The sequence below is a fragment of the Pseudomonas sp. BIOMIG1BAC genome, from assembly GCF_001705995.2.
Lineage (GTDB): Bacteria > Pseudomonadota > Gammaproteobacteria > Pseudomonadales > Pseudomonadaceae > Aquipseudomonas > Aquipseudomonas sessilinigenes.
In genome coordinates, this window is sequence record NZ_CP049045.1 from 6,741,571 (window position 1) to 6,755,980 (window position 14,410).

Sequence of the window (14,410 nt, forward strand, 5' to 3'; positions counted from 1 at the left end):
ATATACTTTATCGCACCCAGACAAGATGCAACTTTTATCGCCACATGCGGTATCGACTTCATGAGTACAGCGCACATGAAAACGCGATAATCATCTCGCCAACCAAACTGGATGAAATTCACAAACCACACAGCCACGCTACTGCGCAAACTCAGGTTCCGGGTAAACCATCGCTGACACAAGTGGCAAATGCGGCCCACAGGAGGAATCTGGGAGGTCCGATTGCTCTCCAGGAAAATTCATACAACACCTAGGAATATGCCCAATAGCTTCAACTCCATGACCTTAAGCAAGATAGGCATCAATTAATAACTCGAGCCGGTCATGCAAAATCTGAATATTCTGGTTCTGGAGGACGACCCCTTGCAGCGCCTGGTCATCACCCTGGCATTGAGGAAAGTCATGCCTGGACACGTCCATGAAGCGGGCAACGGCAATGAGGCCCTGGACCTGTTGAACGCCAGCGAGAAAATGGACATTGCCATATGCGACCTGAAAATGTCAGAGATGGACGGTCTGGCGTTCCTGCGCCAGGCCAGCCAAAACGGCAAGCTGCACTCCGTTATCCTGTGCAGCCAGCTTGAACCCATTCTGCGACAAGCCGCCATAACAATGATCAAGCGCCTGGGCTTGAATTTCCTCGGCGATCTGGGAAAGCCTTTCAGCCTCGAGCGCCTTATCACGCTGCTGGCGCGTCATCAGAGGTGGCGCCAAAACCCATTCACACTCTTGACCAGATTCGAGTTGCCAACGCTATCCGACATCGTTCGCGGGTTGGACAATGGCGAATTCGAACCCTACTACCAGCCCACGGTGGCGCTCGCCGATACCTCGCTGCTGGGCGTGGAAGCCCTGGTCCGCTGGAATCACCCGCAACTGGGTGTGCTCCCGCCCTCGTACTTCCTGCATGTCATGGAACAGAACAGCCTGCTGGACCGGCTGTTCTGGCCATCCTTCGAGCTCGGCCTGGCTCTACGCCACACCCTGGCTCAACAAGGCAAGCCCCTGAACTTTTCATTCAACCTGCATCCATTGCAGCTCGCATCCCTGAACCTGACCGACTCCATCGCGTCGATGGCTGCGCTATTCAAGGTGCCCTCCAGCAGCCTCACCTTTGAAATCAACGAAACCGGCATGGCAAGCGTCCCTGCCATCAGCCTGGAGAATCTGGTGCGCCTGCGCGTGATGGGGTGCGGCCTGGCCATGGATGATTTCGGAGCCGGCTACGCATCCTTGGAGCGCCTTTGCGAAATACCCTTCAGCCAGATCAAGCTGAATGGCAGCTTCGTCCGCAAAATGAAGCACCACCCCAGAAGCAGCGCAATCATTAGTTACACAGTGACCCTTGCCCGCTCCCTGGGTATGTCCCTGATCATCGAGGGCGTCGAAACTCCCGAGCAACGCAGGCGCCTGCAAGAACTGGGTTGTCACGCCGCCCAGGGATTTCTCTTCGCTCGCCCGATGCCTGAAAAGCACTTCACAGCCTATTGCACACGCTAGTCCATCACCTCGATGGCTCACTGACAGATGACAATCCATATTCTGCCGCCACCAGCCAATGCTCATCACAGCATTGTCTGCTGACCATTCCCTCCTGACCTCCTGATTCCAGAAGCGATCATGCATTTACCACTTAACTGGCTTCTTAGCTGCTTGACGATAATGGGAGCCCAACTGGCAATGGCCCAGGTGCTACCTACGACCCTGTACAGCACTGCACGCCTGGACCCTCACGAACTCATGCTGGAGGAAGAAGACTGGCGCTGGCTACGGAGCAAGCAGGAACTGAAGATCGGCGCCATTGCCGCGGAATCGCCACCGTTTAGCGTCAGCTACAACGATAATCGCTATGAGGGGCTCAATGCAGATATCAGCGCACTGATCGGCCAGATGCTCGGAGTCAGCATAAAAATCGTTCCCTTTGCCACCCGGGAGGAAGCCATAGAGGCCCTGAAAACAGCCAACATCGATTTGCTGAGCAGTCACAGCTCCGAACGAAGCGAGCACAGCCTCAGCTTCACCCAGTCGTTCGCCGAAGGCCGCCTGGCCCTGTTCAAACGCAACAATGACCCGCGCAACGCCTCAACCGATCTCGCCGGGCGGCGGATTGCCGTGACCAAGGAACACAGCCCAGAACTGCGGTCACGCTTTCCATTGGCCCATCTGCTGATTTATCCATCCCACGAAGAAGCGATAGCTGCCGCAGCATTCGGTGATGCAGAGATCTACGTCGACGACCTACTCAGCGCCTACTTCCATATCAATCGTGCCTACTATGGCTTTCTCAAGTTCGAGCGCTTCATAGGCCCATCCAGCGCCGGCTATGGTTTTGCAGTACGCAGTAACAACCAGCGCCTGCAGAAGATCCTCGACCAGAGCATCAGCAGCATCGGCCAGGAAAAACTCACCAGCCTGACCCAACGCTGGGTGGGAAGCGGTTTCTTGCCATCAGATGAACGAGTCCCCTTGACCGCAGAGGAATCACGCTGGATCGCACGTAACCCAGTCGTGCGCCTAGTGATCAACGATGACCTGGCACCTGTGGCCTTTTACGATGCCAAAGGCGTTTTTTCCGGTGTTGCGGCTGAACTGCTGGAAGTGATTAGCCAGCGCACAGGCCTGCGATTCGAAGTAACCGCCCGCAACGGTGGCTACCCGCAACAGATTGAAGCCCTGCAACGCTCCGAGGCGGACCTGGCCATCATGACCGCCAGTGCGCAGCGAGAGGAGAGCCTGCGCTTTACTCGCCCGTTCCTGAACAGCCCCTTTGTACTCATCACCCAGACGGACAGGACAGCCTGGGCACAAGTACCAGACAACCTGATTGGCAAGCGCCTGGCCATACCCGCCGGGCATGTGGCATTGCAACAGGTACGCGAGCTGTATCCCAAGACCCAGGTGATAGAGACACAAACCTCGCTGGATAGCATGAGTCAGGTCTACTCAGGCAGTGCTGACGCAGCGGTGGTCGCCCTGCCCACATCGCGCTACTACATCGTCCGCCTGTTCCAGAATCGCCTGGCCGTTGCCGGCCTGATCCACAGCAGCCAGAAAACCGCCAGCTTTGCCGTACGTCGAGGCGATGCGGAGCTGCAATCGATCCTCGACAAGGTTTTGCTCAGCCTCCCCGCCGACGATCTCAATGCCATGGCCAATCACTGGCGCTCACCGCCAGGCATGAGCAGCGAAACCTGGCGCGACTACAGCATCGTAATCGCGGAAATCATTACCGGAGCGGCATTACTGCTCCTGCTGTCCTTGATCTGGGGCTTCTATCTGCAGCGCCGCATCAAGGCCGAGAAGACACTCAATGATCAACTGCGCTTCATCGAAACGCTGACCGAAAACATGCCCCCGGTGCTCTACATACGAGACCTGGAGGGCAATATGCTGTCCTGCAATCGCAGCTATTTGCGTAGTGTCGGGCTGAGCGCCGAACAGGTCCTGAACAAGACCGTGCAGCAACTGCCCAGCGAGCACTTCTCTGCGGAACCCGATCTGCACCAGAGCTATCTGCAAGCGATCAATGATGGGCAGACGGTCACGTCCATCTATGCCATACAACTGCAGGGCAAGGAGGTCTGGATAGAACACTGGATCCAGCCCTTCCAGGACGCCAATGGCGTTACCAAAGGCGTGATCTGTGGCTGGCTGGACATTACCAAGCACCGATACCTGGTCCAGGAGCTCAAGGAAGCGAAAAACCTTGCAGATGAGGCCAGCCGGGCCAAGACGACGTTCCTGGCGACCATGAGCCATGAAATACGCACCCCAATGAATGCAGTCATCAGCATCCTGGAGCTGGAACTCAAGCGTGCCAACAACGACAGGATTGAACGCTCCAGTATCGATATCGCCTATAACTCGGCCAAAAGCCTGCTGGAGCTGATCGGCGATATCCTCGATATTGCCCGCATCGAATCCGGACGCCTGAGCCTCTCGCCCAAGCGTTCCAATTTGCGCGAGCTGGTGGAGTCGGTCGCCAGGGTATTCGAGGGGTTGGCACGGCAGAAAGGCCTGAGCCTGATCCTCGAGATCGACTCCAGCATCAACGGCGATGTCCTGGTAGATGGGATGCGCTTCAAACAGATCCTTTCCAACCTGGTGAGCAACGCTATCAAGTTCACCGAGGCTGGCTTCATCAAGGTGACCATAACGGCGGACTTGATGGAAAACGCCTTGCTGCGGATCAACCTCTGCGTCGAAGACTCAGGGATCGGAATATCCCCGGCCAGCCAACAACGCCTGTTCCGGCCGTTCTCGCAGGTGGAGCGCAACGTACCGAACGCAGAAGGTACGGGCCTGGGCCTGGTGATTTGTCGCTCCCTGTGCGAAATGATGGGGGGCCAGATTTCCCTGAACAGTTCGTTGGGCCATGGCACTCGGGTGAATGTGGAGTTGCGCCTGCAGGCCCTGGAACGGGTCGCCACCAGCGAACGCCCCGCCCAGCCCAAGGCGCGCCAGATGCGCCGCCTGCAAGTTCTCGTGGTGGACGATCACTCAGTGAACCGCCAGGTTCTGCAACAACAGCTGTGCTTCCTCGGACATGATGTAGTCGAGGCAGAGAACGGCCTGGATGCCTTGAATATCTGGCGCGAGCACGCTTTCGACATCATCATCACCGACTATCACATGCCCATCATGAATGGCGCTGAATTGGCCCGGGCTATCCGTCAGGATGAACGTGACAATGCTTGCGAGCCCGTGACCATCGTTGGCTTGACTGCAGACGCGCAACCTGAAGAGACAGACCGTTGTGTCCAGGCCGGAATGAATGATTGCCTGGTCAAGCCCATCAGCCTCGACGAACTGGAGGAGCGCCTGCTGACGTTGGGCGAGGTCGATGAGAGTGAACAGGGGCCGACCTCCGCGCCTCCACAAGACCTTACTCAACCACCCCGGGTATTCGACCTCGAGTCCCTGCATACCCTGGTGGGAGGCGAAGCGGCAATGCTGCATCAACTCTTGAACGAGCTGCTGAGCAGCAACCGTAAAGACCTACAGGCACTGACAACGTGCTTGCGGGACCAGGCGATCACTGAACTGGCGGAACTGGCGCATCGTATTAAAGGCGCAGCGCGAGTGGTAAAAGGTGCACAGCTGGTAGAAAGCTGTCGTCAACTGGAGGATGCCTGCCTCAGCTCCGACCTATCCTTGGCGGTAATCACCGAACGTGTTGAACAGGTGAAACAGGCGATCATGACTCTAGAACTGGGCTTGCTTGGAGAATACAAGAGCCGGGAAGAACACTAGAGCGCTGAAAGGGCAGCGACTACTGGTCTTTAAGCGTTGTTCGCTTCAGCCGAGCAACGCTCAATATATCCTTGGAACCTTACGAGCAGACAAACGAAAAAGGGCACCTCTAGAGGTGCCCTTTTCGTAAATATGGTCGGGGTAAGGGGATTCGAACTCCTGACATCCTGCTCCCAAAGCAGGCGCGCTACCGGACTGCGCTATACCCCGGTAAAAAAAAGGCACCTTCAAGAGGCGCCTTCTTCGAACAGTGCTTTTGGCCCCTGCTCTTAAGATTCGATTCCAGCGAACTGGTTTCAAAAATGGTGGGTCGTGCAGGATTCGAACCTGCGACCAATTGGTTAAAAGCCAACTGCTCTACCAACTGAGCTAACGACCCAAATATGGTCGGGGTAAGGGGATTCGAACTCCTGACATCCTGCTCCCAAAGCAGGCGCGCTACCGGACTGCGCTATACCCCGGTTTGAAGTTGGCTCCGTGACCAGGACTCGAACCTGGGACCCAATGATTAACAGTCATTTGCTCTACCGACTGAGCTATCACGGAACTAAGCACTTCAAGCTACAACGTGTTGCTTCATCCTCTTCGACTTTCTTCGTATCGCTACGTTCATGTCTCTGAGGCGCGCCATTTTACAATCTTTAAAACCTCTGTCAACCCCCTAAATTGCTTTTAAGACAATGATTTGCGAGTTCATTGCCGGTTTCTTCTTCAGCAGAAAAAACCTGAGGGGTGACTGACTGCGGGGCGCACTTTACAAGCCTTTTCCTTATAGTTCAACGCCCTAGTGAAAAAAAAGCCTCGCAATGCGAGGCTTTTTATCTACAGGCGATCTGATGATCAGTTGAAGACGATTTCGTCCTCCTGCACCGAGGCCGTAATCGTTCCCCCAGGCAAGAAGCCCCCAGAGAGGATCAACTGCGCCAACGGGTTCTCGATCCAACGCTGGATCGCCCGTTTCAGCGGCCGGGCACCATACACGGGGTCGTAACCAACCGCGATCAGCTTGTCCAAGGCCTCGTCGCTCAGCACCAGACTCAACTCACGCTCCGCCAGACGGCTACGCAGGCGGCCCAGTTGGATCTGGGTGATACCGGCGATCTGGTCCCGTGCCAAAGGCTCGAAAATCACCACTTCGTCCACCCGGTTGATGAACTCCGGACGGAAGTGCGTAGAGACCGCGTCCATCACGGCTGCACGTTGGGCCTCACGATCCCCCACCAGTTCCTGGATCTGGGCAGAGCCCAGGTTGGAGGTCATGACGATCACCGTATTACGGAAATCGACCGTGCGTCCGTGGCTATCCGTCAGCCGGCCATCTTCCAGAACCTGCAGCAGGATGTTGAACACATCCGGATGCGCCTTCTCCACCTCATCCAGCAGGATCACCGAATACGGCTTACGACGCACAGCCTCGGTCAGATAGCCACCCTCCTCGTAACCGACATAGCCCGGAGGAGCACCAATCAAGCGCGCGACGGAGTGTTTCTCCATGAACTCGGACATATCGATCCGCACCATGGCCTCTTCAGTATCGAAAAGAAACTCCGCCAGAGCCTTGCACAACTCCGTCTTACCGACCCCGGTCGGGCCAAGGAACATGAACGAGCCACTTGGCCGGTTCGGGTCGGACAATCCTGCACGGGAGCGCCGTACTGCGTTGGCTACCGCCACGACAGCCTCGTTCTGGCCGATGACCCGCTGGTGCAACAGGCTTTCCATCTTGAGCAGCTTGTCACGCTCGCCTTCGAGCATTTTCGATACCGGAATGCCTGTCCACTTGGACACCACTTCGGCGATTTCTTCCTCGGTGACCTTGCTGCGCAGTAGTTGGTTTTCGCTGTGGCCATGCTGGTCGACCATCTGCAGGCTGCGCTCCAGATCCGGGATCACCCCGTACTGCAACTCGGCCATGCGGTTCAGATCGCCCTTGCGACGAGCGGCTTCCAGCTCCTGACGCGATTGCTCGATCTTCTGCTGAATCTGGGCAGAGCCTTGTACTTCAGCTTTCTCTGAAGTCCAGACCTCTTCAAGATCGGCATATTCACGCTCCAGGCGAATGATTTCTTCCTGCAGCTTCTCCAACCGCTTGATCGCGGCCTCATCGTCTTCCTTCTTGAGGGCCTGGGATTCGACCTTCAGTTGAATCAAGCGTCGCTCCAAGCGGTCCAGCACCTCCGGCTTGGAATCGATCTCCATGCGAATACGGCTGGCCGCCTCATCGATCAGGTCGATGGCCTTGTCCGGCAACTGCCGATCGGTAATGTAACGATGGCTGAGCTTGGCAGCCGCGATGATCGCACCGTCGGTGATGGCCACCTTGTGATGCACTTCATAACGCTCTTTCAAGCCACGGAGGATCGCGATGGTGTCTTCCTCGCTAGGCTCGTCCACCAGCACTTTCTGGAAGCGCCGCTCAAGAGCCGCATCCTTCTCTATATATTGACGGTACTCGTTGAGAGTAGTGGCACCGACGCAGTGCAACTCCCCCCGGGCCAGGGCAGGCTTGAGCATATTGCCTGCATCCATCGAGCCCTCGCCCTTGCCAGCACCGACCATGGTGTGCAGTTCGTCGATGAACAGGATGACCTGCCCCTCCTGCTTCGACAGTTCGTTAAGCAATGCCTTGAGGCGCTCCTCGAACTCACCGCGATATTTGGCACCAGCAATCAATGCCCCCATATCCAGGGACAACAGACGCTTGCCTTTCAGGCCATCCGGCACTTCACCGTTGATGATCCGTTGGGCCAGCCCCTCGGCAATGGCCGTTTTACCCACGCCTGGCTCGCCGATCAGCACCGGATTGTTCTTGGTCCGGCGCTGCAGCACCTGGATCGTACGGCGAATTTCATCGTCACGACCGATCACAGGATCGAGCTTGCCGTCTTCGGCACGCTTGGTCAGGTCGACGGTGTACTTGTCCAGCGCCTGGCGCGACTCTTCGACGTTGGCGTCATTCACCGCCTCGCCACCGCGCAGGTTGTTGATGGCATTCTCCAGGGCTTTCTTGCTCACGCCCTGGCCCAGCAGCAACTTGCCAAGCTTGCTGTTCTCATCCATGGCCGCCAGCAGCACCAACTCGCTGGAAATGAACTGATCGCCTTTCTGCTGGGCCAGGCGATCGGCCTGGTTGAGCAAGCGCGCCAGGTCCTGGGACATGTTCACGTCGCCAGTGGGGTTCTGGATCTTCGGCAGTTGGTCGAGCTCTTTGCTCAGTTCCTTGCGCAGGCTGTTGACGTCGAAGCCCACCTGCATCAACAAAGGCTTGATGGAACCGCCCTGTTGTTCAAGCAGAGCCTGCATCAGGTGCGCCGGCTCGATGGCTGGGTGGTCGAGGCCAACCGCCAGGGATTGAGAATCGGATAAGGCCAGCTGTAGCTTGCTGGTTAATCGGTCTATACGCATTAGTCACCTTCCTTTTGAGCAGGCCGGAGCGATGGACACACCTAAATAGAGAAACCTGCCAGATGATTCTCTAGATGCGGTCGATTCTGGGAGATTCAAGCGCCAGTTGCTTGACGCAAGTCAGATTAGTCTAGCGCTCGAGCCAGACGAGGGAAGCAAAACGCCCGGTACGCGGACTGCGCCGATAGGAGAAGAAGCGAGGGTCGCTGACTGTGCAATAACCACCGCCATAAACAGCCGTGACGCCACGGGCCGCCAGGCGCAGGCGGGCCAGTTGGTAGATATCGGCCATGAAGCGCCCGGCATTGATGCTCGGCACGAAGGCCTGCTCGGCCTCGGCCAGCTGGGCGACGAACACTTCACGCACTTCGGCGCCCACTTCAAAACGCTGCGGACCGATGGCCGGCCCCAGCCATACCAGGACCTCAGAAGCTGGCACGTCCAAATGATCGAGCGTGGCTTCCAGCACCCCGGCAGCCAGCCCACGCCAGCCGGCATGAGCGGCCCCGACCCGGGTTCCGGCGCGATTGCAGAAAAGCGCCGGCAGGCAGTCGGCGGTCATCACCGTACAGGCAATACCTGGGGTCGCGGACCAGCTGGCATCGGCGGTTGCAACCACGGCCGGATCGGCGTGGGCCACCGCGACACCGTGCACCTGCTGCAGCCAGGCCGGGGCCATGGCGAAGCGTTCAGTGAGGCGACGACGGTTTTCGGCTACCGCTTCAGGATGATCGTCAACGTGATCACCCAGATTGAGACTGTCGAACGGCGCCAGGCTGACGCCGCCCTCACGGGTGGTAACACAGGCTTTGACTCCAGCCGGCGCTGGCCAGTCGGGAATCAGCCAGTCATTCATCCGATGAACGCCTCGCGGTCTTGCTTGAGCAGCGACAGCAGCCAGACGAAGTCTTCCGGCAACGGCGACTCCCAGCTCATGCGCTTACCGGTGGTCGGGTGGTCCAGTTCCAGGAAACGTGCATGCAGCGCCTGGCGCGGGAAGTTCTTCAATGACTCGACCATGGTCGGGCTGGCTGCCGGAGGAATGCGGAAGCGGCCGCCATATGCCGGGTCCCCCACCAACGGGAAGTTGATATGGGACATATGCACCCGGATCTGGTGGGTACGACCGGTTTCCAGCTTGACCCGCACATGAGTGTGGGAACGGAAACGCTCCAGCACTCGGTAGTGACTGACGGCAGGCTTGCCGCCTTCCATCACCGCCATGCGTTGGCGTTGCTGGCCATGGCGCCCGATCGGGGCATTGATCTTGCCACCGGCGGTCACGACACCGATCACGATGCACTCATAGATGCGGCTGACGGTACGGCTCTGCAGTTGGGCGACCAACTGCGTCTGGGCCTGAATGGTCTTGGCCACGACCATCAGCCCGGTGGTGTCCTTGTCCAGGCGATGGACAATACCGGCCCGTGGCACATTGATGATGTCGGGGATGTGATGCAGCAGGGCATTGAGCAAGGTGCCATCAGCATGGCCAGCAGCCGGGTGCACCACCAGGCCGGCTGGTTTGTTGATCACCAGGATGTCGTCGTCTTCATAGACGATGTCCAGCTCGATGTCCTGAGCGACCCATTCACCCTGGGCTTCCTGCTCGGCAGTCAACTCAAGGACGGCACCGCCGTGCACGATATCCCGCGGGCGAAGTACCGCCCCATCCACGGTCAGTCGACCGTCTTTGATCCAGGCGGAAAGGCGCGAACGCGAATGTTCGGCGAATAGTTGGGCGGCGACTTGATCGAGGCGTTGACCGCCCAGTTCGGACGGCACCTCTGCGCGAAGTTCAATTTTATCGGACATGCTCGGACTGGGGGTCGGCACAGCCTTTGGTTTCGGCTGCGCGCTTGTGGTTAAATACGGCGTCTTTTGCCCCGAGGCTTTCAACGGGGCGCTCATCATAACAGGACGGCCCCGCCCAAGACAGCGGCCGTCATAGGGACGCAAGCCGCTATGCAAGTGAAACACCTGCTGCTGATCGCCATCCTCGCACTGACTGCTGCTTGCTCATCGAAGGAAGTCGTTGACGAAAACCTGAGCGAAGTCGAACTGTACCAGCAGGCGCAGACCGACCTGGACAACCATAGCTACACCAGTGCCACCTCCAAGCTCAAGGCCCTGGAGTCGCGCTATCCCTTCGGTCGCTATGCCGATCAGGCACAGCTCGAGCTGATCTACGCCAACTACAAGAATGCCGAGCCAGAAGCCGCCAAGTCGGCTGCCGAGCGCTTCATTCGCCTGCATCCCCAACATCCGAACGTGGATTACGCCTACTACCTCAAGGGCCTGACTTCGTTCGACCAGGACGTGGGCCTGCTGGCGCGCTTCCTGCCGTTGGACATGACCAAGCGCGACCCGGGTGCCGCTCGCGACTCCTACAACGAGTTCGCCCAACTCACCAGCCGCTTTCCCAATAGCCGCTACGCACCGGATGCCAAGCAGCGCATGATCTACCTGCGCAACCTGCTGGCCTCCTATGAAATCCACGTAGCCGACTACTACCTGACCCGCCAGGCGTACGTTGCCGCAGCCAACCGTGGCCGCTACGTCGTCGAGAACTTCCAGGAGACCCCTTCGGTAGGCGATGGCCTGGCGGTCATGACCGAGGCCTATCAGCGCCTGCACCTGGATGAACTGGCAGCCACCAGCCTGGAAACCCTGAAGCTCAACTACCCGAACCACCCAAGCCTGGTGGATGGCCAGTTCGTACCGCGGGTAGCCGAAGCTGACAACCGCTCCTGGCTGAGCAAGGCCACCCTGGGCCTGATCGAGTCCCGCCCACCGCTGCCACCGGGAGAAACCCGCGCCAACCAGGACATCATGAAGCAGTACCAGGATGCCAAGGACGCGATTCCCGCAGAACTCAAGTCCAAGAATGGCAATAGCGATGCTATCGAGGAAGAAAACCACGAAGCCGAAGGCAACAACAGCGATCGCTCCTGGTTCAGCTACATGACCTTAGGCGTGTTCGACTGATTGCTGACAGTGGCGCAGTCCAAACAAAGGGAGACTTGAAGTCTCCCTTTTTCATGTCCCGAGTTTCATAGGCCTGTGCGCCCGGCAAGCGCTTGGCTAAACTGCCGTATCTTTCCCTACTAAGCTGGTCACCATGGTTCGTCTACTGTTCTGGATAGCTCTGATTGCTGCTGCGGTATGGTTCTGGCGCAAATTCAAGCGGCCCGATTCGGCCCCTCGTGCATCAAGTGAACCCACTACCACGCCCATGGTGCGTTGCGCCCATTGCGGCGTACACCTGCCACAGGATCGGGCGTTGAGCCTGTCGCAACAGTGGTACTGCAGCCAGGCACACCTGGAACAGGGGCCAGGCAGCCAAGACCGCTGACTCTACCGGCCCTGCCCTACCGGTGCAGGGCCATCGCCCTCCCACGCCAGAACAATTGGCGACAAAAAACTCTCCCACCCCAGCCCCTTCGACAGCAGGCTTCAGCGCCCGGGTTTACAACGCGTCCGGACGGTTACAGGCCTCGCCCAACGTATCCCGATCTCCCCGCTCCTGCCCCACGGGGCCTAGACTTCAACTCTCGGGCTACCGGCATCGTCGCCTCCCGCTTCTTTTCATGGATGAAATCGCAACTGTCATGAACTCACGGCAAACGGTGCTGTTGGCCGATGCAGCCAGGGCTTCCTCCCACTCAAACCTGTTGACAGGAGAGTCATCAGCCCTGGCCGGCTTGAACCGCCAGATCGCCAAGCTGGCCTCCAGCTTGGCAGCGGTCTACATCAATGGAGAGTCCGGTAGCGGCAAAGAGCGGGTAGCCCGCCTGATCCACCAACTGGGCCCCAGGGCCCGACAACCGTTCATTGCCCTGAACTGCGGCGCCATTCCTGCCGACCTGGTGGAGAGCGAGCTTTTTGGGCACTGTAAAGGCAGCTTCAGCGGCGCCTTGGCCGACTACCCCGGGTTATTCCAGGCGGCCAACGGTGGCACCTTGTTCCTCGACGAGATCGCTGAGCTTCCTCTAGCCATGCAGGTAAAACTGTTACGGGCCCTACAGGAAAAGTCTGTTCGCCCTGTTGGCAGCCATACGGAACGAGCGGTCGACGTGCGGATTCTATGTGCCACCCATCAGGACCTGAAGGTCCTGGTAGAACGTGGCCAGTTTCGCCAGGATCTCTACTACCGCTTGAACGTCATCCAGCTACAGGTCCCGGCCTTGCGCGAGCGCCGTGGAGATATTGCCCTACTGGCACGCCAGATCCTCCAGCGCCTGGCCGCCGGTAGCGGTCAACCGGTACTCGAGCTGCACCCACAAGCGCTACAAGCTCTTGAACAATATGACTTTCCTGGCAACGTGCGCGAACTGGAGAACCTGCTGGAGCGGGCCCATACCCTTTGCGAAGGTCCACGAATAGAGCTGGCGGACTTGCACTTGCCCATCACCGAAACCGTCAGAGGATCCTCCGAGCAACCGATGGCGACCTACGACCTGGTGCAGCATCTGCTCCAGGTCGAACGCCATCTATTGCTCCAGGCCCTGGAGAAAACCCGCTGGAACCGCACCGCCGCCGCCCAGCGCCTGGGCCTGTCGTTTCGCTCGATGCGATACCGCATGAAGAAACTAGGATTGGAGTAGAGCCCGCTGACTAGATTCGCCCTGCGGGGTCGTAAGGCGCCGGATCGATGATCGGTGGATTGCCCAGCAACAAATCGCAGAACAGCTGGCAGGAGGCCGGGGCCAGCACCAAACCGTTGCGGTAGTGCCCGCAGTTGAGCCATAGCCCCTGGACCCCGGGCACCGGCCCGATGAAGGGAATCCCTTCGGGAGACCCTGGACGCAGTCCAGCCCAGTGCCCAACCACCTCGGCATCCACCAGGGCCGGGACCAACTCGACAGCCGAGCTCTTGAGGCTCTCCAGGGCCGAAGCCGTCGGGGTCTTGTCGAACCCCTCATGCTCCAGGGTGCTCCCCACGAGAATGTGCCCGTCACGCCGAGGAATGGCATAACGCCCCTTGGCCAGGACCATGCTGGACAGGAAGTCGGATGCGCATTTGTACAGGATCATCTGCCCCTTGACCGGCTCCACCGGTAGCTCCAGGCCGAGACCGGCCAGCAACTCACCGCTCCAGGCCCCGGCACACAGCACCACCTGGTCCGCCGTCACTTCACCCAGAGAGCTATGCACCCCCACCACACGTTGTTCGTCGCGAATAAAACCCGTGACAGTGCAGTGCTCATCGATATGCACATTAGGCAGGGCTTGCAAGGCAGCCTTGAGGGATTTGACCAACCGTGGATTGCGTACATTGGCTACGTTGGCCATGTAGATCGCCTGCTGGTAGCCCTTGCCCAGCACCGGTACGGCATCATGTACCGCCGAGATATCCACCCGGCTCAACGGACGACCTTCGCACTGGGCCCACTCCAGGGCCTGGGCCTGATCCTCCAGGTCCAGCCAGTAGAGCCCGGTGGTATGCACTTCCGGATCGATACCAGTAGCGCCGAACAATTGCCGCGCCAACTGTGGATAAAAATCCTGGGACCAGTGGGCCAGGGCGGTGACTGCCGGGCTGTAGCGCCAGGGATAGAGCGGCGAAACGATTCCACCACCGGCCCAGGACGACTCTCGCCCCAGGCCCGAGCGCTCCAGAAGCCTCACCTGCTGCCCCTCGGAAGCCAGATTGAAGGCAGTGAGCAAGCCAATGACTCCTCCCCCCACCACCAGCACTTGCTGCTTAGCCATAGTTCGATCCAATCATGAGAAAGACAACAAAGATCCC

Annotated in this window: 8 protein-coding genes, 4 tRNA genes and 1 pseudogene; 5 read left to right on the top strand and 8 right to left on the bottom strand. The window is 58.6% G+C overall.

Annotated features, from left to right (window positions below):
• The first annotated feature begins 324 nt into the window (after positions 1 to 324).
• Together ATY02_RS31340 and ATY02_RS31345 are read left to right on the top strand one after the other, a co-directional pair.
• On the top strand, positions 325 to 1,500 hold the full coding sequence (locus ATY02_RS31340; protein ID WP_068575536.1) for an EAL domain-containing protein: 1,176 nt from the start codon (positions 325 to 327) through the stop codon (positions 1,498 to 1,500).
• 180 nt (positions 1,501 to 1,680) lie between these two features.
• Positions 1,681 to 5,253 (top strand): transporter substrate-binding domain-containing protein, encoded by a 3,573-nt coding sequence (locus tag ATY02_RS31345; RefSeq protein ID WP_228022239.1) that lies wholly within the window; start codon positions 1,681 to 1,683, stop codon positions 5,251 to 5,253.
• Between the two features lie 133 nt (positions 5,254 to 5,386).
• Here the strand turns inward: ATY02_RS31345 and ATY02_RS31350 are convergent.
• From ATY02_RS31350 to rluD, 7 genes are all read right to left on the bottom strand, one after another.
• Positions 5,387 to 5,463 (bottom strand) — tRNA-Pro (locus ATY02_RS31350).
• A 93-nt stretch (positions 5,464 to 5,556) separates the two neighbouring features.
• Positions 5,557 to 5,632 (bottom strand) — tRNA-Lys (locus ATY02_RS31355).
• A gap of 5 nt (positions 5,633 to 5,637) precedes the next feature.
• Positions 5,638 to 5,714, bottom strand: a tRNA-Pro gene (locus tag ATY02_RS31360).
• Positions 5,715 to 5,723: 9 nt separating this feature from the next.
• Positions 5,724 to 5,799: transfer RNA gene (locus ATY02_RS31365), tRNA-Asn, on the bottom strand.
• Between the two features lie 294 nt (positions 5,800 to 6,093).
• Complete coding sequence (gene clpB / locus ATY02_RS31370; protein WP_068580965.1) at positions 6,094 to 8,658, bottom strand: ATP-dependent chaperone ClpB; 2,565 nt, start codon at positions 8,656 to 8,658, stop codon at positions 6,094 to 6,096.
• 130 nt (positions 8,659 to 8,788) lie between these two features.
• A complete protein-coding gene (pgeF, locus tag ATY02_RS31375; RefSeq protein ID WP_068580969.1) occupies positions 8,789 to 9,514 on the bottom strand; it encodes a peptidoglycan editing factor PgeF in 726 nt (241 codons plus the stop codon).
• Complete coding sequence (gene rluD / locus ATY02_RS31380; protein ID WP_068580971.1) at positions 9,511 to 10,473, bottom strand: 23S rRNA pseudouridine(1911/1915/1917) synthase RluD; 963 nt, start codon at positions 10,471 to 10,473, stop codon at positions 9,511 to 9,513. Before rluD ends, pgeF begins: the two co-directional genes overlap by 4 nt.
• A 150-nt stretch (positions 10,474 to 10,623) precedes the next feature.
• Between rluD and ATY02_RS31385 the strand changes: the two genes are divergently transcribed.
• The 3 genes and pseudogenes from ATY02_RS31385 to ATY02_RS31395 all read left to right on the top strand — a co-directional run.
• Positions 10,624 to 11,646, top strand: a complete 1,023-nt coding sequence (locus tag ATY02_RS31385; RefSeq protein WP_068580973.1) for an outer membrane protein assembly factor BamD — start codon at positions 10,624 to 10,626, stop codon at positions 11,644 to 11,646.
• A 133-nt stretch (positions 11,647 to 11,779) separates the two neighbouring features.
• Positions 11,780 to 12,013, top strand: coding sequence for a PP0621 family protein (locus ATY02_RS36290; RefSeq protein WP_083235883.1), 234 nt, complete (start codon positions 11,780 to 11,782; stop codon positions 12,011 to 12,013).
• A gap of 358 nt (positions 12,014 to 12,371) precedes the next feature.
• Positions 12,372 to 13,265, top strand: a pseudogene (locus ATY02_RS31395) (sigma-54 interaction domain-containing protein); the annotation flags it as partial.
• Between the two features lie 10 nt (positions 13,266 to 13,275).
• Here ATY02_RS31395 and thiO read toward each other — a convergent pair.
• The gene (gene thiO, locus ATY02_RS31400) at positions 13,276 to 14,373 is read right to left on the bottom strand and encodes a glycine oxidase ThiO (protein ID WP_068580976.1); all 1,098 of its coding nucleotides are present in this window, start codon (positions 14,371 to 14,373) and stop codon (positions 13,276 to 13,278) included.
• Positions 14,374 to 14,410 lie beyond the last annotated feature (37 nt).